Annotated in this window: 21 protein-coding genes; 12 read left to right on the forward strand and 9 right to left on the reverse strand. The window is 63.0% G+C overall.

The features are described from left to right. Nucleotides 1–98 precede the first annotated feature (98 nt). From Q0O40_RS06190 to Q0O40_RS06210, 5 genes are read right to left on the reverse strand one after another with little or no spacing between them, the layout of a single operon-like run. Complete coding sequence (locus Q0O40_RS06190; RefSeq protein ID WP_295527566.1) at nt 99–401, reverse strand: alkylphosphonate utilization protein; 303 nt, start codon at nt 399–401, stop codon at nt 99–101. Continuing rightward, nucleotides 398–829 carry a DoxX family protein gene (locus Q0O40_RS06195; protein WP_295527569.1) on the reverse strand — a complete coding sequence of 144 codons (432 nt, stop codon included), beginning with the start codon at nt 827–829 and terminating at the stop codon, nt 398–400. The genes Q0O40_RS06190 and Q0O40_RS06195 overlap by 4 nt, the downstream gene beginning before the upstream one ends. Next, nucleotides 826–1,662: a 2,3,4,5-tetrahydropyridine-2,6-dicarboxylate N-succinyltransferase gene (gene dapD / locus Q0O40_RS06200; protein ID WP_295527572.1), complete on the reverse strand. Its 837-nt coding sequence runs from the start codon at nt 1,660–1,662 to the stop codon at nt 826–828. The genes Q0O40_RS06195 and dapD overlap by 4 nt, the downstream gene beginning before the upstream one ends. A gap of 27 nt (nt 1,663–1,689) precedes the next feature. Then, the gene (locus Q0O40_RS06205) at nt 1,690–2,379 is read right to left on the reverse strand and encodes a pyrimidine 5'-nucleotidase (RefSeq protein ID WP_295527574.1); all 690 of its coding nucleotides are present in this window, start codon (nt 2,377–2,379) and stop codon (nt 1,690–1,692) included. A 4-nt stretch (nt 2,380–2,383) separates the two neighbouring features. Then, a complete protein-coding gene (locus Q0O40_RS06210) occupies nt 2,384–3,541 on the reverse strand; it encodes a PQQ-dependent sugar dehydrogenase (protein ID WP_295527577.1) in 1,158 nt (385 codons plus the stop codon). Between Q0O40_RS06210 and Q0O40_RS06215 the strand changes: the two genes are divergently transcribed. From Q0O40_RS06215 to folP, 4 genes are all read left to right on the forward strand, one after another. After that, a complete protein-coding gene (locus tag Q0O40_RS06215) occupies nt 3,540–4,187 on the forward strand; it encodes a ribonuclease HII (RefSeq protein WP_295527647.1) in 648 nt (215 codons plus the stop codon). The two genes, Q0O40_RS06210 and Q0O40_RS06215, sit on opposite strands and share 2 nt — an antisense overlap. Nucleotides 4,188–4,340: 153 nt before the next feature. Next, nucleotides 4,341–5,546 carry a site-specific DNA-methyltransferase gene (locus Q0O40_RS06220; protein ID WP_295527580.1) on the forward strand — a complete coding sequence of 402 codons (1,206 nt, stop codon included), beginning with the start codon at nt 4,341–4,343 and terminating at the stop codon, nt 5,544–5,546. 1 nt (nt 5,547) lies between these two features. Beyond that, nucleotides 5,548–5,673, forward strand: a complete 126-nt coding sequence (locus tag Q0O40_RS06225; RefSeq protein WP_295527583.1) for a hypothetical protein — start codon at nt 5,548–5,550, stop codon at nt 5,671–5,673. Between the two features lie 5 nt (nt 5,674–5,678). Further along, nucleotides 5,679–6,785 (forward strand): dihydropteroate synthase, encoded by a 1,107-nt coding sequence (gene folP, locus Q0O40_RS06230; RefSeq protein WP_295527586.1) that lies wholly within the window; start codon nt 5,679–5,681, stop codon nt 6,783–6,785. Here the strand turns inward: folP and Q0O40_RS06235 are convergent. Together Q0O40_RS06235 and Q0O40_RS06240 are read right to left on the reverse strand one after the other, a co-directional pair. Further along, a complete protein-coding gene (locus Q0O40_RS06235) occupies nt 6,769–7,932 on the reverse strand; it encodes a CoA transferase (protein WP_295527588.1) in 1,164 nt (387 codons plus the stop codon). The two genes, folP and Q0O40_RS06235, sit on opposite strands and share 17 nt — an antisense overlap. 151 nt (nt 7,933–8,083) lie before the next feature. Further along, nucleotides 8,084–9,502: a sigma-54 dependent transcriptional regulator gene (locus Q0O40_RS06240; RefSeq protein WP_295527650.1), complete on the reverse strand. Its 1,419-nt coding sequence runs from the start codon at nt 9,500–9,502 to the stop codon at nt 8,084–8,086. A gap of 152 nt (nt 9,503–9,654) precedes the next feature. Here Q0O40_RS06240 and Q0O40_RS06245 point away from each other — a divergent pair, with 152 nt between their 5' ends. The 8 genes from Q0O40_RS06245 to Q0O40_RS06280 all read left to right on the forward strand — a co-directional run bounded on the left by Q0O40_RS06245 (nt 9,655) and on the right by Q0O40_RS06280 (nt 16,654). Beyond that, nucleotides 9,655–9,777, forward strand: a complete 123-nt coding sequence (locus tag Q0O40_RS06245; protein WP_295527591.1) for a hypothetical protein — start codon at nt 9,655–9,657, stop codon at nt 9,775–9,777. After that, complete coding sequence (locus Q0O40_RS06250; protein ID WP_295527594.1) at nt 9,777–10,916, forward strand: NAD(P) transhydrogenase subunit alpha; 1,140 nt, start codon at nt 9,777–9,779, stop codon at nt 10,914–10,916. The genes Q0O40_RS06245 and Q0O40_RS06250 overlap by 1 nt, the downstream gene beginning before the upstream one ends. A 14-nt stretch (nt 10,917–10,930) precedes the next feature. After that, complete coding sequence (locus Q0O40_RS06255) at nt 10,931–11,215, forward strand: NAD(P) transhydrogenase subunit alpha (RefSeq protein WP_295527596.1); 285 nt, start codon at nt 10,931–10,933, stop codon at nt 11,213–11,215. Continuing rightward, complete coding sequence (locus Q0O40_RS06260; RefSeq protein WP_295527598.1) at nt 11,215–12,630, forward strand: NAD(P)(+) transhydrogenase (Re/Si-specific) subunit beta; 1,416 nt, start codon at nt 11,215–11,217, stop codon at nt 12,628–12,630. Before Q0O40_RS06255 ends, Q0O40_RS06260 begins: the two co-directional genes overlap by 1 nt. Next, nucleotides 12,630–12,980: a hypothetical protein gene (locus tag Q0O40_RS06265; RefSeq protein ID WP_295527599.1), complete on the forward strand. Its 351-nt coding sequence runs from the start codon at nt 12,630–12,632 to the stop codon at nt 12,978–12,980. The genes Q0O40_RS06260 and Q0O40_RS06265 overlap by 1 nt, the downstream gene beginning before the upstream one ends. Before the next feature lie 120 nt (nt 12,981–13,100). Next, nucleotides 13,101–13,793 carry an amino acid racemase gene (locus tag Q0O40_RS06270; protein ID WP_295527601.1) on the forward strand — a complete coding sequence of 231 codons (693 nt, stop codon included), beginning with the start codon at nt 13,101–13,103 and terminating at the stop codon, nt 13,791–13,793. Beyond that, nucleotides 13,793–14,962 (forward strand): deoxyguanosinetriphosphate triphosphohydrolase, encoded by a 1,170-nt coding sequence (locus Q0O40_RS06275; protein WP_295527603.1) that lies wholly within the window; start codon nt 13,793–13,795, stop codon nt 14,960–14,962. The genes Q0O40_RS06270 and Q0O40_RS06275 overlap by 1 nt, the downstream gene beginning before the upstream one ends. 135 nt (nt 14,963–15,097) lie before the next feature. Continuing rightward, complete coding sequence (locus Q0O40_RS06280; RefSeq protein WP_295527605.1) at nt 15,098–16,654, forward strand: long-chain-fatty-acid--CoA ligase; 1,557 nt, start codon at nt 15,098–15,100, stop codon at nt 16,652–16,654. A 4-nt stretch (nt 16,655–16,658) separates the two neighbouring features. Here the strand turns inward: Q0O40_RS06280 and Q0O40_RS06285 are convergent, their stop codons facing one another. Next, nucleotides 16,659–17,558 (reverse strand): DMT family transporter, encoded by a 900-nt coding sequence (locus Q0O40_RS06285; protein ID WP_295527608.1) that lies wholly within the window; start codon nt 17,556–17,558, stop codon nt 16,659–16,661. Nucleotides 17,559–17,604: 46 nt separating this feature from the next. Further along, nucleotides 17,605–19,134 carry a CpaF family protein gene (locus tag Q0O40_RS06290; RefSeq protein WP_295527611.1) on the reverse strand — a complete coding sequence of 510 codons (1,530 nt, stop codon included), beginning with the start codon at nt 19,132–19,134 and terminating at the stop codon, nt 17,605–17,607. Nucleotides 19,135–19,182 lie beyond the last annotated feature (48 nt).

Here is a 19,182-nt window from a genome sequence, read left to right on the forward strand (position 1 = left end):
GCTCGATTTCTTCTGGCTTTTGGCCATCGCCGTACTCCGGCAGGAAGCATCGCCCTGCGGTCCATGGCTTGGGCCAGCAGCCCTGCTTTGTCGACAGTTTACCGCTTTTTGACGAATTCCGCGCGCAGGACGAGGCCTTTGATTCCATCGAAGCGGCAGTCGATCTCCTGCGCATCGCCGGTCAGCCGGATCGATTTGATCAAAGTGCCGCGTTTCAGGGTCTGGCCTGCCCCTTTGACCTCAAGATCCTTGATCAGCGTCACCTGATCGCCGTCGGTCAGCAAATTGCCCACGGCATCGCGCACTTCCACCGTGCCCGCCGCTGCCTGCTTGGCCGCAAGCGCGCTGGCCGCCATCCATTCGCCGCTTTCTTCATCGTAGACATAGTCGTCATCGCTCATGCCCGGGTCCTTTTGAAATGATGGTCAGCGCCCGATGCCCACAGCGCCAGCCACACCAGCACGGGCTGCGCAAACATGCGCGGGACGTGGTAGCCCAGACCCAGCCCGTGGTCCGGCTTTGCCATGTCGAGCGCAAAATGATGGATGTTGGCGGGAAACACGCAGACCGCATAGAGCGCCAGGCCCCATCCTCCAGCGGCGCGGAGCTGCGCCGACCAAGGCTGGAGGAGCGCCGCAGCGCCCGCCAGCTCGGCCACGCCGGTAAGCATGACCACGGGGCCGGGGAAGGGCACCCATCCGGGCATGATGCCAAGGAACGGCGCAGGATTTGAAAGGTGCAGCGCCCCCGCCAGCCCATAAAACAACGCGAGGAGGGCGCATGTCACCCCGCGCTTTGAAACCGGCGCGGGGCGCGGGCGATCGGTCAATCGCGCAGCAATTCGTTGATCCCGGTCTTGCTGCGGGTCTGCGCGTCCACCGTCTTCACGATCACTGCGCAATAAAGCGAAGGGCCGGGGGTGCCATCGGGCAGCGGTTTGCCGGGCAGCGCGCCGGGGACAACCACGGCATAGGGCGGCACCCGGCCGATGTGGACCTCGCCGCTGGCGCGGTCGATGATCTTGGTCGAAGCGCCCAGATAAACGCCCATCGAAAGCACCGCGCCTTCGCCCACGATCACGCCCTCGGCCACTTCGGAACGTGCGCCGATAAACGCGCCGTCCTCGATCACCACCGGGCCGGCCTGCAGCGGTTCCAGCACGCCGCCGATCCCGGCACCGCCCGAGATATGCACGTTCTTGCCGATCTGGGCGCAGGAACCGACCGTGGCCCAAGTGTCGACCATGGTGCCGCTATCGATATGGGCGCCGATGTTCACAAAGCTGGGCATCAAGACCACGCCGCGCGCAATGAATGCGCCGCGACGCGCGGTCGCGCCCGGAACAACCCGGAATCCGGCCTCGCGAAAGCGCGCTTCGCCCCAACCGGCAAACTTGGATGGCACTTTGTCGAACGCCGGGGCACCTCCCGCGCCATGTTCGATGACCACGTTGTCGTTGAGCCGAAACGAGAGCAAAACCGCCTTTTTGAGCCACTGGTGGACCTGCCAGGCCCCATCGATCTTTTCGGCCACGCGGACTTTGCCGTCGTCGAGCATGGTCAGCACTGCATCGACGGCGGCGCGCACATCTTGGCTTTCGGGGGTCACGCTGTCGCGCTCGTTCCAGGCGGCTTCGATGGCGGCTTCAAGAATGGCGGTCACGCGCGTCTCCCTCGGGTTTCGCGGCGACTAGCGGAGCAGCGCGCGCTCGGCAAGTTGCGGGGCCAAGCTATCCAGCCATTGCGGCAGATCGTCGATCACCAGATCGATCGCGGCATCATCCTTGGCCCGGTCGCCCCACTCGGTCGCACAATCGAGCCAAACCGTCTGCATGCCCAATGCTTTGGCGGGGGCGAGATTGCGCGCCGAGTCTTCAACAAACACCGCACGATCAGGATCGACATCAAAGGCCTTGATGAACCCGGCGTAGGCCGATGGCTCGGGCTTGGGGCGGTATTCCATCGCCACCACATCCCACATCCCTTCAAAGCAATGGGCGATGCCCAGCGCATCGAGCACACGGCCTGCATAAGGCGCATCGCCATTGGTGAAGATCAGGCGGCGGCCGGGCAGCGCCATCAGTCTGTCTGCCAACGGCGGCGCTCCCGCCAGACCGCCAAGATCGACCGCATGGACATAGTCGAGAAACTCGCGCGGATCGATCGCATGATAATGCATCAGCCCCGCCAAGGTGGTGCCGTGGTCGTGGAAATACATTTTCTGCACGCGCTTGGCTTCCATCGCGTCGCAGCCGAGCAAGTCTTCGATAAACCGGCCCATGAGCACATCGATCTGGCCAAAGAGGCCAATCGCGGGCGGATAGAGCGTGTAATCGAGATCGAATACCCAGCAATCGACGCGGTGGGGGTCAAAAGCCATCGGCTTAGCCCCCAATCCCCCCAGCCGGCGTCAACTTGCGCAGCCGCCCGCGCTCGCCATCTTCGAGGATCCAGAGCGCGCCATCCGCGCCTTGCTTCACCTCGCGAATACGCTTGCCCAGCGCAATGCGCTCAACTTCGCGTGCCTTCTCGCCGTCGATCGCGACCCGCACCAAACCCTCGGTGCCAAGTCCGGCGATGATCGCTTGCCCGGCCCATCCGGAAAAAAGTTGGCCGGTGTAGAAAATGAAATCGCCGGGCGCGATTACCGGGTTCCAGCTGATCGCCGGAGCGGCCAGATCGGGGCGCGTGGCATGGCGCGGGATCGCCTTGCCATCATAATGATCTCCGTTCGAGACCAACGGCCAGCCATAATTAACCCCGGGCCGGACCAGATTGAGCTCATCGCCGCCCGCCGGGCCATGCTCCAGATCCCACAGTTGCCCTTGCGCGTCGAACTTGAGCCCCAGCGCGTTGCGATGCCCATAAGACCAGATCTCGGGCGATTGCCCGGCCTTGCCGGCGAAGGGATTATCCGGTGCAGGCGAGCCATCGGGCATCAGGCGCAGGACTTTGCCGAGATTGTTGGTGAGATCCTGCGCAGGTGTGAATTTCTGGCGCTCGCCCGAGGAAACGAACAAGTACTGGCCATCGGGCGAAAAGGCGATGCGATGCGAAAAATGGCCCTGTCCGGTCACGCGGGGGGCCTGGTTCCAGATAATGGTCAGGCCTTGCAGCGCCGGGCCGCCGGGTGTGAACTCCAGCTTTGCGCGGCCGATCACGGCGCCGTGCTTGTCGTTCGGTCCGGCGGTTACCCAGCTGAGGTATACCATCTTGCTCGCGGCGTAATCGGGTGCGGGCACCACATCGCCAAATCCACCCTGATCACCATAAGCGACCGTCGGCACGCCCGCGACATCCTGCGACGCTTGGCCGGGCGTCCAGAACTTCAGCTTACCGGCCTTTTCGGTGATCAGCGCGCTGTCCGAGCCGGGGAGGAACGCCATCGCCCATGGCTCGTTGAAGGTGGCCACGTCCTCGATCTTGACTTGCGTGACCTGAGCGGTGGGTGCGGCGACGCCGCCGCTTTCTCCTGCGGCTGCCGAGCAGCTTGAGCTGGCGAGGGCGATGAGCGATAGCGCTGCGATGAATGGACGTGTCATGCACACCGGAATACCCATATTTGGCGGCGTTGGAAGCTTGAAAACGGGCAATTGCCGGGTTGGTGTCGACGAGGCCGGGCGCGGCCCGCTCGCGGGGCCGGTGGTGGCGGCGGCCGTTGTCCTCGGGGCGGACCATCCGGCGGGTCTGGCCGATTCCAAGACACTGTCGCGCGCGCGCCGCGCCGTTCTGGAAGCGGCGATCAAATCGACCTGCCATTGGGCGGTGGGCATGGCCGATGCCGCCGAGATCGACCGGATCAACGTTTTTGCCGCAACGATGCTGGCCATGACCCGCGCGGTACAAGCATTGTGCGTCTCGCTCGGTGGACTTGAACCAGATGAAGTGCTGATCGATGGCAACAAGACGCCGCAAGGCCGCTGTGCCGATTGGCGCTGGACGGCCCGCGCGATCGTCAAGGGTGATGCGCTCGAACCTTGCATCTCGGCCGCATCGATCATTGCCAAGGAGCACCGCGACCGGTTTATGACCGCCGCAGCGCAGGACCATCCGCATTACGGATGGGAGCGCAATGCCGGATATGGCACGGCGCAGCATCTTGAGGCACTGCGCACGCACGGGCCAAGCCCGCTGCATCGGTTCAGTTTCGCCCCTGTGGCGCAGGCGGCGCTGCCCTTCGGCAAATAAATCCGAAGCGAGTCCACCAGATCACACCACCATATCTAGAGGCAGCGCTTCGCGGTGGGCACCATATCTGCGCACGGACTCGTTTCGTTCTGCCCAGATTCAGGCCGCGACTCGGCAGAAATCCGCGAGTCGTGACTTGACGGCGAGTCCCCGATGATTCAGAATCCGCCCGTTCAGCAAGACAGGGCAGGTCGCGGCATGGTGTTGGTCAAGGAAAAGGTCCGTGGGCCGCGCGCGCTTTCTGTGCGATCGGCCGCGAGAGCCAGCGCCGATGCCTCCACGCGTGCCGCGCTGCCGCTCAACCGCATTTTGCGCGGCGATTGCATCGAAGGCATGCGGTCGTTGCCCGATGCCTCGATCGACATGATCTTTGCCGATCCGCCTTATAACCTTCAGCTTGGTGGCGATCTTAACCGTCCCGATGGCAGCCATGTCGATGCCGTCACCGATGCGTGGGACAAGTTTGACAGCTTTGCCACTTACGATGCTTTCACCCGCCAGTGGCTGACCGAGGCGCGCCGCTTGCTGAAGCCCGATGGCTCGATCTGGGTGATTGGCAGCTATCATAACATTTTCCGTGTCGGCGCGCTGCTGCAGGATCTGGGCTTCTGGATCTTGAACGATATCGTCTGGCGCAAGGCCAATCCGATGCCCAATTTTCGCGGCACGCGCTTCACCAATGCGCACGAAACGCTGATCTGGGCGGCGCGCAGCGAGAAGGCCAAGTATACCTTCAACTATCGCACCATGAAAACACTGAACGATGAATTGCAGATGCGCTCGGACTGGGTCCTGCCGGTCTGCGGCGGGCCGGAGCGCATCCGCAAGAACGGGGTGAAGGCACATCCCACCCAAAAGCCCGAGGCCTTGCTTTACCGGGTGATGCTGGCCACGACCAATCGCGGCGATGTGGTGCTCGATCCGTTCTTTGGCACTGGCACCACAGGCGCAGTCGCCAAGCGGCTTGGCCGCGACTGGATCGGGCTTGAGCGCGAGGCGGATTACATCGCGGTGGCCGAGGAGCGGATCGCGCTTTCGCTACCGCTCGATGAAAGCGCGCTGACCACCATGGCCAGCGGGCGCAGCGCCCCCAAGGTGGCATTCGGGCAGCTGGTCGAATGCGGCTCGATTGCGCCCGGAACGAAACTGTTTGACCGCCAGCGCCGCTTTACCGCCACGGTGCGCGCGGATGGCTCGCTGCTGGCGGGCGGTGAAGGGGGCTCGATCCACGGCCTTGGGGCGAAGCTTCAAGGCGCGCCATCGTGCAATGGCTGGACGTTCTGGCATCTGGAGCGCGGCGGCGAAATCCAGCCGATCGATGCGCTGCGCCAGATCTATCTGCTCTCGGTGGAGGATTGAGATGCTGCCGTTGCTCGGCCTGGTGCAGGACCCGCTGCTGCTGCGCTGGCATGCGCGATGGACGCGCCACATGGTGATCACGCGGCTGCGCAAACTGAGCCCTATCCCGGCGCTATTGCGGCGCTAATGCCTATGCAAACGCTATACATCCGCCCTATTGGCTCGGCCGAAAGCCCGCAGAGCGATGAGGGCGAGGCGATCCGCCTGGCAGGCGGATTGGCTTATGCAAGCCGCTTTGCGCTGATCATTCGCGAGGGTGGCCGCGTGGTCTCGCGCCGCCGGTTTGGCGCTGCCGATGCTGCCGAGGTGCTAGACAGCCTCGCCGCGCCGCTTGCCGCCGAAGCCGCTGCGCAGTGGGAAAACCTGGCAGCCGCGCATGCCCCGCTGATCTGCGGCGCGCGCACGCTGCGCCTCGATCAACCCCAAGTGATGGGCATTTTGAACGTTACGCCGGACAGTTTTTCCGATGGTGGCACCTTTCTCGACAAGCCGGAGGCGGCGCTGGAGCATGCCTCCGCGATGCTCGAAGCCGGCGCTGCGATCATCGACGTTGGCGGCGAATCCACCCGGCCCGGCGCGGCTGCTGTGTGGGAAGGGGATGAGGCCAAGCGCGTCGTTCCCGTGATCGAAAAGCTGAGCGCGAGCGGGGCGGCAATCTCTATCGACAGCCGCCGTTCGAGCGTTCTCCAAGCCGCGCTGGAGGCGGGCGCGCATCTGGTCAACGATGTTTCAGCGCTGCGCCATGATCCGCGTTCGATCGAACTGGTGGCGGCCAGCAGCGCGCCTGTGGTGCTGATGCATGCGCCCGGCGGCGAAGGCGATCTTCACGCGGAGGCAAATTACGGCGATGTAGTGCTCGATGTGTTCGACGCTTTGCGCAGGCGCCGCGATGCTGCAGTGGCGGGGGGCATTGCGCGCGGCAAGATCCTGCTCGATCCTGGCATCGGCTTTGGCAAGACTCTGGCCGAAAATCTGGCGCTGATGAACGCGCTGCCGCTGTTTCATGCGCTGGGCCAGCCGTTGTTGGTGGGCGCAAGCCGCAAGCGCATGATCGGTGCGCTCTCGAAGGAAGCCCCCGCGCACAAGCGGCTGGGCGGGTCGGTTCTCCTCGCCGCCAGCGCGTTCAACGCCGGGGTGCAAGTCGTGCGGGTGCATGATGTGGCTGAAACGATGCAGGCACTGCATGTCTGGCGGGGGCTGCGCGATGCCGCGCTGACCGATTTCAAACAGATGGCTTGAGCGCTGGGCCGCCCAGTTCTGCGTTGTGCTGGCCGACTGTCGGCGCCGGACGGACTTCAACGGACCCCGCCGAGAACGTTACTGGCGCGCGCATTTTGAGGTACTCCCCTTCGGTCGGGTGCACGCTCAGCTCAAAGAAATCGACCGCCTGCAAATGCGGATCAGACGGGACATCGGCCAGATCCCGCACCGGCATCGCCGGAACCTGATTTTCTGCGAGAATGCGGCACCATTCGGCGGAGGTCTTTTGCGGGGTGCGCTTGGCAAGTTCCTCATAAAACGCGCTGATATTGGCGATCCTGCCGTTGGTGACGGCAAAACGCGGATCCTGCGCGAGGTCATCTGCGCCGAGCAAAGTGATCAACAGGCCCACGCTATCGGGGGTGTAGGGCACGATGCTGATGTAGCCATCTGCCGTGGGAAAGGGCTGGCGAAAAGGATCGACCTGGCGCGGATACCCGGCGGTCTCGGTCGCTGGGACCAGCGCCGCGCCGTAGAGATGTTCCTGCATCATGAAGTGTGTGAATGTCTCGAACATCGGCACTTCGACGAACTGACCTTCGCCAAAGCGCAGCTTGTGCACGATTGCGGCGAGCGTGGCATAGGCGCCATGAAGCCCGGCCACTTTGTCTGCGATCAGCGAGGGCAGATAGCGCGGCACCGGATTGCCGTCGGCGCGCGGCAGCAAGGTCGTGGTGCCAGTGGCGGCCTGAATCACATCGTCATAGGCTTGCAGATCGCCGTAAGGCCCGCCCGAGCCAAAGCCGACGCAGTGGACATAGACGATCTCTGGCCGGATTGCGCGTACAGCATCATAACCAAAGCCGAGCCGCTCGATCGCCTTGCCGCGCACGTTGTGGATGAACACATCGGCTTCGCCGAGTACCGCAGCGAGTGCGGCCTTGCCTTCGTCTGTCTTGAGATCGATGCTGAGCGAGCGCTTGCCCTTGTTGAGGTTGAGCGTGCATGGCCCCATCCCGGCCGTATGGCTCGGCTTGCCGGCAAAGCGGAACATATCGCCGGTGAGAGCCTCGACCTTGATGACATCTGCTCCAAGATCAGCCAGAATTTCGGTGGCATAGGGGCCGAACACAACGTTTGTGAGGTCAACGATGCGGATGCCTTCGAGCAGTTTTTGCTGGGGCAAGTTCTGGTTCCTTGGGTGCGCCTGATGCAAACAGGCACCTTCGCTAACAAGCGCGATGCAAGGGATCAAGGTTGCCATTTTGATAGCAGGAGCCGGTCCGCAGGTTTCGTGCTGCCGCAAAAGTCCAGTCTCGAAGCCGCCTGGCGGGCGTTCAAGCGGCGTTGTCGATCCCGAGTTCAGAAAGCTTTCGGTAAAGCGTCGAACGGCCAATCCCGAGGCGGCGAGCTACCTCGGTCATTCGGCCGCGATAGTGGCCGATCGCAAGCCTGATCACGTCAGCCTCGATGTCCTCCAGCGGGCGCAAATTGCCGTCAGCCGCATAGAGCGTGACCCCGGCGCCTTCGCTGCTGGCGGGTTGCGCCCGCGGGGTTTCGCCGAGCATGTTGGAAAGATTGGGAAAGTCGAGCGCGGTAAGCGCTTCGCCGTCGCAAAACACGGCGGCGCGAAACAGCGTGGCTTGCAACTGGCGGACGTTGCCCGGCCAATCGTAAGCCGCTAGCAACGACAGCGCACCATCGGTAATCCCGAGGGGGCGGAGGCCAGGCTGTTCGCCGATGCGGGCCAGAAAATGGCGGGCGAGGGCGGGAATGTCGCCAGCGCGTTCGCGCAGCGCTGGAAGGTAGGCATGCGCCGCGCTCAGCCCTTCGAGCAGCGCGGGCTCAAACAGGGCGTTATCGACAAGATCGCGCAGCGAGGAATTGCTGCATGCAATCAGCCGCACGTCGAGCCGGAAGCTATGACGTGCGCCGATCGGCTGCACGTCGCCCCGCGACACGAACTGGACGAGACGAACCTGCGCTTGCGGGCACAGGCGGTCGATCTCGTCGATCACCAGCGTGCCGCCGTCGGCATTCTGAAGCGCGCCGATGTGCCGCTCAAAAGCCCCCGGGAACGCGCCCTTCTCATGCCCGAACAACACCGATTCGATCTGGTTTGCCGGAATGCCGCCCGCATTGATGATCCGCAGCGGCGATTTGGCGCGAGGGCTGGCGGCGTGCATCGCGCGCACCAGCATTTCCTTGCCGGTGCCGCTTTCGCCTTCGATCAGAACGGTATGCTGGGTACGCGCAGCTTTGGCGGCAACAGCCAGCGCGGTGCGGAAGCTTGATGCGGCGCCGATCATCGAATCGAAATCGAGCGTTGCTGCGAACTTTTCGGTCAGCGGCTGTAACTCATCACTTCCAGCCGCACTTGCGGTGGCTGAGCGGAGCGCTTGCAGCAGGCGATCGGGTGCCACTGGCTTGATCAGGTAATCGGTTGCGCCTGCGCGCATCGCCTCCACCGCAAGCAGCGGCGATGCGCTGATGGTGAGCATGAGGATCGGCAATGCCGGGCGGCGCGCCTTGAGCTCTGCGATCAGGGTGCAGGCTTCATCGCCCGGCACCCACTGGTCAAGAATGATCGCGCCAAGCTGCATCCCCTGACGGGTACCCAGCATGGCGATCGCGGTTTCCGAATCACGGGCGAAGATCGTGCGCCACCCCTCGCGCGCAGCGAGGGCCGCGATCAGCCGACACTGCGCGGGTTCGTCGTCGATCAACATCAAAAGGCGATCAATCGGCTCCGCCATGGAATCCCCGGTCATTTGCACAGGAGACGGCGTAGTCGAATTCAGTAAACTTCAGATTAAGGGCATGAATCATGCTTGGGCTTGAGCCGCGTGCCTACAGCGGTTAAGGGATCGGTTAATGTGCATCAGCAACGCACCGAAGGGAGTGAAGAATGGGCTCTGCCAATGACATGAAGGCCGCCAAGGCGACCTATGATGGCTTCATCAGCTTGATCAAGGTGTCTGTCCCGGTGATCATATTGATCGTCGCGGTCGTCGTTGTGCTCATCGCCTGATGGAAGCCACATCCCAAGCCACGAAAATCGCCGTTCTCAAAGAACGCGCGATGGGCGAGCACCGCGTGGCGGCAACGCCCGAAACCGTGAAAAAGTTCATCGCTCTGGGGGCCTCTGTCGCAGTCGAAAGCGGCGCAGGTGCCTCTGCGTCGATCGCCGACAACGATTACCGTGCAGTTGGCGCGGAGATTCTCGCTCAGTCCCCCGCACAAGGCGCGGACATCATTCTGGGCATTCAAGGGCCCGACGCCGCTTTGCTCGCCGGGGCCAATCCGGGGGCATGGATCGTGGCCTCGCTCGATCCCTTCATGCAGCGCGAACGCGTTGACGCTTACGCGGCGGCCGGATTTGAAGCATTGGCGATGGAATTCATGCCGCGTATCACCCGCGCGCAATCGATGGATATCCTTTCCTCGCAATCGAATCTGGCCGGTTACAAGGCGGTGATCGTGGCAGCGGACTTGTATGGCCGCGCGTTCCCGATGATGATGACGGCGGCTGGCACCGTGAGCGCGGCCAAAGTGTTCGTCATGGGCGTCGGCGTGGCAGGCCTTCAGGCTATCGCCACCGCGCGGCGTCTTGGTGGGCAGGTTTCCGCAACCGACGTGCGCTCGGCCACCAAGGAGCAGATCCAGTCGCTCGGTGCCAAGCCGATTTTCGTGGAGAATGTGGCCGGTATCGAGGGCGAAGGCGCGGGCGGCTATGCCACCGAGATGAGCCCGGAGTATCAGGCAGCGCAAGCTGAACTGGTTTCCAGCCACATTGCCAAGCAGGATATCGTGATTACCACTGCGCTGATCCCGGGCCGTGCCGCACCGCGCCTCGTCACCGACGCGCAGATCGCGACAATGAAGCCCGGCTCGGTGATCTTCGACCTTGCGGTTTCGCAAGGCGGCAATGTCGAAGGGTCGGTAGCGGATCAGGTGGTGGAGAAGCACGGCGTCAAGATCGTCGGCTATTCCAACACCGCCACACATCTCGCGGCAGACGCCTCGGCGCTGTTTTCGCGCAACCTCTTCAACTTCCTCTCCGCGTTCTGGGACAAGGAAGCCGGAAAGCCGGTGCTAGACGAGGAAATCGGCAATGCCGTGCGCCTGACGCAGGGCGGCAAAGTCGTCAACGAACGACTGCTCGGGTGAGGGGGCTTTAAAACATGGACTTCATTTCAATCTTGAGCGTCTTCGTAATGGCCTGCTTTGTGGGCTATTACGTTGTCTGGTCGGTGACGCCCGCGCTGCATACGCCGTTGATGGCGGTGACCAACGCGATTTCATCGGTCATCGTCGTGGGTGCGCTCGTTGCGGGTGCAGCTGAAGGCTCGGTCGCTTCGAAGTGGCTGGGGCTGCTCGCTGTGGTGCTGGCCAGCGTCAACATCTTCGGCGGGTTTGCCGTCACCGAGCGTATGCTCGCTATGTACAAGAAGAAGGAGAAGAAGTGATGGAACACGTCGCTCCTCCCTCCTGGGTAGGCCTTGCCTATCTTGCCGCCGGCGTCCTGTTCATCATGGCGCTGCGCGGTCTCTCGAGCCCCGCAACGTCACGCGCGGGCAACCGTTATGGCATGATCGGCATGACCATCGCCATGGTCACCACGCTGGCCACGCATGGCACAGCCAGTCTCCTTGAAATTGCAGGCGCGATTGCCATTGGCGGCGGGCTCGGCTTCGTTACCGCGCGCAAGATCAAGATGACCGACATGCCGCAGCTTGTCGCCGCGTTCCACAGCCTTGTCGGTATGGCCGCAGTGCTGGTCGGCCTTGCCGCGTATCTCAATCCCATCGCTTTCGGCATCGCCGGGCCAGACGGGGTAATCGAAGTTCAGAGCCGGATCGAAATGGGCCTTGGCATCGCCATCGGCGCGATCACCTTCTCGGGCTCGGTCATCGCTTTCCTCAAGCTCAACGGCAACATGAGCGGTTCGCCGATCATGCTGCCCGGCCGCCATGTAATCAACCTGGGCACCTTGATCGGAATTATCGGGCTTGTCGGCTACTTCACGGTGGATCAGAGCCCTTGGGTGATCGCGGTAATCACCGCGCTCTCGTTCCTCATCGGTTTCCTGCTGATTATTCCGATCGGCGGCGCGGACATGCCGGTGGTCGTCTCGATGCTCAATTCCTATTCGGGCTGGGCTGCGGCGGCGATGGGTTTCACGCTCCACAACGCCGCGATGATCATCACCGGCGCGCTGGTGGGTTCGTCGGGCGCGATCCTCTCCTACATCATGTGCAAGGCGATGAACCGCAGCTTCATCTCGGTGATCGCGGGCGGCTTCGGCGCGGCTCCCGAGGCGAGCAGCGGCGGTGCGGCGAAAGTGCAGCGTCCGTGGAAGCGCGGCGCTGCGGAAGACGCGGCTTATCTGATGAAGGAAGCCGAAACGGTCATCATCATCCCGGGCTACGGCATGGCCGTGGCGCAGGCCCAGCACGTGCTGCGCGAGATGGGCGATCTGCTCAAGAAGGCGGGCGTCAACGTCAAGTACGCCATCCATCCGGTGGCGGGCCGCATGCCGGGCCACATGAACGTGCTGCTCGCCGAAGCAAACGTGCCTTATGACGAGGTCTTCGAACTTGAAGACATCAACGGCGAATTTGCGCAAGCGGACGTGGCCTTCATCATCGGCGCGAACGACGTGGTCAATCCTTCGGCCAAAACGGACAAGTCCTCGCCAATCTATGGCATGCCGGTGTTCGATGTCGACAGGGCCAAGACGGTCATGTTCATCAAGCGCTCGATGGGTGGCGTGGGCTATGCCGGCGTCGACAACGATGTGTTCTATATGGACCAGACCATGATGCTCCTCGCCGATGCCAAGAAGATGGTCGAAGACATCAACAAGGCGCTGGCGCACTGATGAGCGCAGCCCGCCAGGCGCAATCCCGGCTTTTCGCGCGTGGCGGAATTCTGGCGATTGCCCTGGCTCTGACCATGGCGGGCTGTGTCTCGAAGTTGGCTGAAATCCGCGTGCGGTCGGCCTTGGTGGACGCAGGGTTGCCGCAACCGATTGCGGCTTGCATGGCGGAGCGCATGACCGACCGCCTGTCGATCGCACAACTGAAGAAACTTCAGGTGTTGCAATCGCCCAAACGCTCGCTGGCGGACTATGTCTTTGCGGTCCGCAGGCTCAACGACAGCGAACTGCTGAGCGTGACCGCCGGGTCAGCCGCCCTATGCGCTACCGGTCTTGCGCCCGAGCGGCGTTGAACCCTTCCTTCGGTATCCGCGGAATGCTTGCCCGCAAGCTGGACCGTGCCGCGTCTGCCGCGTAAGGCAGCCAACACGGGCAATTCATTTCCGGGGCATTCAATTTCAGGGGCGGGAACCTTGCGCAAAATCGGCTTGATCGGCGGCATGAGCTGGGTTTCGACCCGCACCTATTACGAACACATCAACCGCGCGGTGCAAACGCGCACGAGCAAGCTCGCCAGCGCGCCGATGCTGATCGAGAGCCTCGATTTCAGCGAGCTTGCCGCGCTCTCCACGCCCGAACAATGGCACCACGCCAGCACTGTGCTGAGCGAGAGCGCGCAGCGGCTTGCGGCAGCGGGTGCCACCGCGATCCTGATCGGGGCCAATTCGATGCACAAGGTTTACGATGCGGTCGCCGCTGCGGTGAGCGTGCCGATCATCCACATTGCCGATGTGGTTGGCGCGAAGATGCGCGCCGACGGCGTGACCAATGCGGTGCTGATCGGTTCGCGCAATGTTATGCTGGAAAGCTTCTATCGCAAGCGCCTCGTCGCCCACGGGGTCAGCCTGATGCCGCCAGTGATGGACAATGTCGCCGAGTTCGACCGCATCATCTATGAAGAACTCATGCAGGGCCGGATCACGCGCGCCGCCGAGCGCACCTTCAAGACTTATATCACCACGATGGATCAAGCCGGGGTGCAGGCGGTCGTGCTGGGCTGCACCGAGCTCGACATGGTGATCGATGTCGATGCCAATGTCCTGCCAGTGTACGATGGCACGCGCATCCATGCCGAAGCGGCAGTCGACTGGATTCTGGGCGCATAGTGCCGGTCCGGGCGCCTTACGCGGCAGACCCGGCGCGCTCGCGCGGGCGCGAATTCGGATTGGAGACGCAGACTGAGCGCGGCCCGCGCACCGCGTTTCAGCGTGATCGCGACCGGATCATTCACTCGATCGCGTTTCGCCGCCTTCGCCACAAGACGCAGGTGTTCATCGCGCCGGACGGGGATCATTACCGGGTGCGGCTTACGCATAGCCTCGAAGTGGCGCAGATCGGGCGCGTGATTGCCCGCGCGCTGGGGCTGGATGAAGATCTGACCGAGGCGCTATGCTTGGCGCATGACATAGGCCATCCTCCGTTCGGCCATGCTGGCGAAAGCGCACTTGAAGCGGCAATGGCGCACCACGGCGGGTTTGATCATAACGCGCATACGCTGCGCGTGCTGATGCGGATGGAGAGCCCATATCCGGAGCATGACGGGCTTAATCTGAGCTGGGAGATGCTGGAGGGACTGGCCAAGCACAATGGCCCGGTTCGCGCGCCGACATGGGCGCTGGCCGAGCTTGACGCCGCGTTCCCGCTCGAACTTGATCGCCATGCCTCGCTTGAGGCGCAGGTCGCGGCGATCTCTGACGATATCGCTTACGATAATCATGACATCGACGATGGCTTGCGCGCCGGATTTTTGACGCTCGACGGTTTGCTCGCATTGCCGTCGCTCGCAGCGCAGTGGCGCGGCATCGAAAGCCGCTTTCCCGGTGCCCCCCGGGCGCGATTGCAGCGCGAACTGGTCCGCGGCCAGATCGGACGTATGGTCAATGACGTCATCGCCGAAACCCGCCGGAGGCTTTCGGACATGGGCGCTGAAACGCTGGAGGATGTGCGCGCCGCGCCGCAAGCACTGGCGGGCTTCGCGCCAGACATGGCGCGCGAGGAGCGCGCGCTCAAGCAGTTCATGTATGACAAGCTTTATTATCATCCCGATCAGGTCGCAACCGCCGCCAGCGCGCACGGGGTGATTGCCCGGTTGTTTGAGGCATACCGCGCCGATCCGGGGAACTTGCCGGAAAGCTGGTGCGCGGCGCTTCCAGACAGCGAGCCGGGTCGCAGCCGCAGCATTGCCGATTACATCGCCGGGATGACCGATCGCTACGCGATGAATTGCTACACGCGCCTGTTTGGCTGCGCGCCTGAGGGATTGCAGAACGTCTAGCAAGCGCGACCTTCGCTGTGCGCCAGAAACACCTTGCGCATCCGGCGGCTTGGCCGCTTTAATGGGGGTTATAAGGGCGAGGTGCGCGCGCGGTTTAGCGGTGCGGCACCCAGACCCGGGGATGAGGACCATTCGATGCGCGAGACCGCAGCTTTCAACACGTTTGATGCCTTCTTTCGCCATTGGGCCGCTGTTCGGCCAGAAGCCGTAGCGCATGAGCAAGATGGGCGGATCACCACCTTTGCGGCGCTTGAAGAGTTCTCGCGCCGCTTTGCCGCTTTGCTGGGCGAATACGGGGTGCGCAAGGGCGACCGCGTGGCGTGGATCGGCAAGAACGCCGATCTCTATTTCCATATGTTGCTATCATGCGCGCGGATCGGCGTGGTCATGGTGCCAGTGGGCTGGCGGCTCGCGCCGGCCGAGATGGCCTACATCCTGCGCGATACCGAGGCGCGTCTGCTTTTTGCTGGCGATGGGTTTGCGGCGGGGGCGCATGCTTTGGCCGCGCAGATTCCCACGATCGAGCGGGTGATCGAAGAAGCCGAGGCGCGGCGCGTGATTGCCGCCTGCCCGGCGGGGCCGGTCGAGGCCGCGGACCCGCATGATCCGGTGCTGCAACTCTATACCTCGGGCACAACCGGCAATCCCAAAGGCGCAGTGCTGTGTCAGGACAACTTCTTTGGCCTGCGCCGCGCGGCCTTGGCGGCAGAGCTGCCGTGGTCGACATGGGATGCCGACGAGTGCATTCTTGCATGCATGCCTTGCGCGCATATCGGCGGTACGGGCATGGTGACGATGGCCTTCAGCGCGGGGGTACGGGCGATCATCCAGGCAGAATTTACCGCCGATGGCGCGCTCACCGCGATCGGCCAGGGCATTTCGCGGTTCTTTATCGTTCCGGCTGCGCTGCAAATGCTGATCCAGCATCCTTTGGCGACCAACACCGATTTCAGCGGGCTGAAGTATGTTTTTTACGGTGCTGCGCCGATCCCGCTGGAGCTTTTGCGCCAAGCGGTGGGCACGATCCCCAATGCCCAGTTCATGCAGATGTATGGCATGACCGAAACCACCGGCACGATCTGCGTGTTGCCGCCATGGGACCATGATCTGGCCGGATCGGAGCGGATGCGCTCGGCCGGCAAAGCGGTTCCAGGGGTCGAGATCCGCATTGTCGATGGCGAAGGCTGCGAATTGCCGCGGGGCGAAGTTGGCGAGATCGAGACACGGTCGAGCGCGAACATGCTGCACTACTGGAAGCTGCCGGAAGCCACCGCCAAGACGCTGAGCCCCGAAGGCTGGGTGCGCACCGGAGATGCGGCCTATATGGATGAAGACGGCTATCTCTTCATCCAGGACCGGATCAAGGACATGATCATCTCGGGCGGCGAGAACGTCTATCCGGCCGAAGTGGAAAGCGCGATTTATGGCCATCCGCAAGTGGCCGAAGTGGCGGTGATCGGGGTGCCTGATGCCAAGTGGGGCGAGGCGGTCAAGGCCTGCGTGGTGCCGCGCGAAGGCATGGAGGTCGATCCGGACAGCGTGATCGCGTGGGCGCGCGAGCGCATTGCCGGGTTCAAGGTGCCCAAGTCCGTCGATGTGATCGCCGCCATGCCGCGCAATCCTTCGGGCAAGATCTTGCGCCGCACCTTGCGCGATCCCTACTGGGAAGGGATGCAACGGCAGGTCAACTAGCCGATCAGCTGTGAACCGGCGTAGACAGGCGCTGGAGCGATAGCCGGTGCTCGCGCCAGGCAATGATCAGACCGGCGGCAATGACCGCCGGCGCGCCCAGCCATGTGGTGGGCGAGGGCAGAGCGGCAAAAACCAACCAACCCCAGAGCGTTGCCCAGATAAGCTGCGAATAATCCATGACGATCACACTGGCGACATCGCCATAGCGCAGCGCCGCAGTCATCAGCAGCTGCGCAAACAATCCGGCGACCCCGACCCCGGCGATCATCGCCCAGCCGAGGGCATCATGGTGCGCGCCGGTCCAGATCACGAACGGAGCCAGCACGGGCGCGCAAAAGGCGGAGAACCAGAAAACGATTGTAATCGGTTCCTCGGTCCGGCCAAGATCGCGAAGCTGGATTGAAATCAGCGCGACCATAAAGGCTGCGCCAATGCCGGTGCCCAATCCCACAGGCGAAAGCTGCGCGCGGTCGGGCCCGGCGATGATCACGATGCCAATGAGCCCGAGTACGACCGCGCTCCATCGCCACACCCCAACCCGCTCGCTCAGCAGCAGCGCGGATAGCACAACCGCGAAGATCGGCGCGGTGAACCCCAGCACCGTTGCCTCGGCCAGCGGCAAAATCTGGACGACGCCGAGCGTCAGAAACATGCCGGTGCCGCCGATCAATGCGCGCCGCGCGTGGATCCATGGGCGCTGGGTGCGCAACCTACTGAGGCCGCCGCGCGCGCCCAGCCACAGCAGGATCATGACGCCAGGAATGAGCTGGCGCCAAAAAAGCATTTCGGGCAGCCAGATGCCCCGTTCGCCGCTCAGCTTGACCAGCAGGAGCATGCTCGACAGGACCAGCATTGCGCAAAGGCGCAGCAAAAGCGCGAGCATTGGTCTTTGCTGGACGGGCATGGTTGCGGCTCTAGGCCAACTGCCCGGTCAAACAAGCCATTAAGCGTTAGAGGCAGGCCTCCAGATACGCCTGATCAAAGCCGAACATGCGCGCTTTTTCCAGCGTGTAGGGCCGCAGCCCCGAAGGCCGGAACTCGCCGATGATCTTGCCCTCGGGGGTTTCATCGAGATACTCGAACTTGAACAGTTCCTGCGTCACGATCACATCGCCTTCCATCCCGATCACTTCGGTGATGTTGGTGGTGCGGCGCGAACCATCGCGCAGGCGCTTGACCTGAACGATCAGATCGACCGATTCGGCGATCTGGCGCGAGATTGCTTCCTTGGGGATCTTGATGTCGCCCATCAGGATCATGTTTTCCATACGGCCGAGGCATTCGCGTGGGGAGTTGGCGTGGAGCGTGCACATCGAACCATCATGGCCGGTGTTCATCGCGGCCAGCAGATCGAAGCATTCCGCGCCGCGAATTTCGCCTAGGATGATCCGGTCAGGACGCATACGCAGCGCGTTCTTGACAAGATCACCGATGGTGATCGCACCCTGGCCTTCAAGGTTCGGCGGGCGGGTTTCAAGCGGCAGCCAGTGCGGCTGCTGCAGGCGAAGCTCGGCCGCGTCTTCGATGGTCAGCACGCGCTCGCCCGGATCGATCATTTTGGAGAGCGCATTGAGCATGGTCGTTTTGCCCGAACCCGTGCCGCCCGAGATGACGACGTTCATGCGGCAGGCCCCCGCGATCTTCAGCGCGGTCGCCATTTTGTCTGACATCGAGCCGAAATCGCGCAGCATATCGATCGTGATCGGCTTTTCGGAGAATTTACGAATCGAGATCGCGGTGCCGCGCAAGCTGAGCGGCGGCACGATCACGTTGACGCGGCTACCATCCTTGAGACGGGCGTCGGCCAGCGGCGTGGTCTGGTCGACACGGCGGCCGACCTGGTTGACGATGCGCTGCGCAATCTGGAACAGGTGGCTTTCATCGCGGAAGCGGATCGGCGCGAGGACCAGCTTGCCCTTCTTTTCGATGTAGGTCTGCTCGGGCCCGTTGACCATGATATCAGTGATATCGGGATCGTTCAGCAGCTCTTCGAGCGGACCAAAACCGAGCAGCTCGTCAATCAGGACTTTTTCGAGCGCGAACTGCTCGCGCCTGTTGAGCGTGACTTTGATCTCGGCCAGCACTTCTAGGATGATCGGGCGGAACTCTTCCGAAAGCTCTTCCTTGCTCAGCGTGGCAGCAGCTTCGGGATCGACGCGCTCGAGCAGGCGCGGCAGCACCTGTTCCTTGATCTTGTGGACCGAGGCTTCAAAGCCCTCGGCCTGATAATTGCCTTCGTGCACGGCATTGGCGCGGTCGGAAAGCCGGGTCAGCGCGTCGGACTTGTTCGGGCCCTGATCGGCGGCCTGATCGGTGCTTTCCATGGTTGGCAGCGGCGGGAATTGCTCGCCGCCGGCCTGCGCCGGGATGGCCGGCTTTGCCGCCGTCTCGCCAGATGTCATCGGACGGGCAACGCCGAACGACGGACGCATCGCCGAGCTGCTGCCACCGGTTCCGGGCTTGCGACCAAATGCGCTCATGCAAAACTTCCCGTGTTTTTCCAGCAAATAGGTTTGAACCGAAAGGCT

This window comes from Novosphingobium sp. Chol11 (assembly GCF_945870625.1).
Classification (GTDB): Bacteria; Pseudomonadota; Alphaproteobacteria; order Sphingomonadales; family Sphingomonadaceae; genus Novosphingobium.

Excerpts from the sequence above, each read along its gene's own strand:
- Q0O40_RS06190 (WP_295527566.1), bottom strand. The coding sequence starts at position 401 with ATGAGCGATGACGACTATGTCTACGATGAAGAAAGCGGCGAATGGATG.
- Q0O40_RS06205 (WP_295527574.1), bottom strand. The coding sequence starts at position 2,379 with ATGGCTTTTGACCCCCACCGCGTCGATTGCTGGGTATTCGATCTCGAT.
- Q0O40_RS06215 (WP_295527647.1), top strand. The coding sequence starts at position 3,540 with ATGCACACCGGAATACCCATATTTGGCGGCGTTGGAAGCTTGAAAACG.
- Q0O40_RS06210 (WP_295527577.1), bottom strand. The coding sequence starts at position 3,541 with ATGACACGTCCATTCATCGCAGCGCTATCGCTCATCGCCCTCGCCAGC.
- Q0O40_RS06220 (WP_295527580.1), top strand. The coding sequence starts at position 4,341 with ATGATTCAGAATCCGCCCGTTCAGCAAGACAGGGCAGGTCGCGGCATG.
- Q0O40_RS06225 (WP_295527583.1), top strand. The coding sequence starts at position 5,548 with ATGCTGCCGTTGCTCGGCCTGGTGCAGGACCCGCTGCTGCTGCGCTGG.
- folP (WP_295527586.1), top strand. The coding sequence starts at position 5,679 with ATGCAAACGCTATACATCCGCCCTATTGGCTCGGCCGAAAGCCCGCAG.
- Q0O40_RS06240 (WP_295527650.1), bottom strand. The coding sequence starts at position 9,502 with ATGGCGGAGCCGATTGATCGCCTTTTGATGTTGATCGACGACGAACCC.
- Q0O40_RS06245 (WP_295527591.1), top strand. The coding sequence starts at position 9,655 with ATGGGCTCTGCCAATGACATGAAGGCCGCCAAGGCGACCTATGATGGC.
- Q0O40_RS06250 (WP_295527594.1), top strand. The coding sequence starts at position 9,777 with ATGGAAGCCACATCCCAAGCCACGAAAATCGCCGTTCTCAAAGAACGC.
- Q0O40_RS06255 (WP_295527596.1), top strand. The coding sequence starts at position 10,931 with ATGGACTTCATTTCAATCTTGAGCGTCTTCGTAATGGCCTGCTTTGTG.
- Q0O40_RS06260 (WP_295527598.1), top strand. The coding sequence starts at position 11,215 with ATGGAACACGTCGCTCCTCCCTCCTGGGTAGGCCTTGCCTATCTTGCC.
- Q0O40_RS06265 (WP_295527599.1), top strand. The coding sequence starts at position 12,630 with ATGAGCGCAGCCCGCCAGGCGCAATCCCGGCTTTTCGCGCGTGGCGGA.
- Q0O40_RS06280 (WP_295527605.1), top strand. The coding sequence starts at position 15,098 with ATGCGCGAGACCGCAGCTTTCAACACGTTTGATGCCTTCTTTCGCCAT.
- Q0O40_RS06285 (WP_295527608.1), bottom strand. The coding sequence starts at position 17,558 with ATGCCCGTCCAGCAAAGACCAATGCTCGCGCTTTTGCTGCGCCTTTGC.
- Q0O40_RS06290 (WP_295527611.1), bottom strand. The coding sequence starts at position 19,134 with ATGAGCGCATTTGGTCGCAAGCCCGGAACCGGTGGCAGCAGCTCGGCG.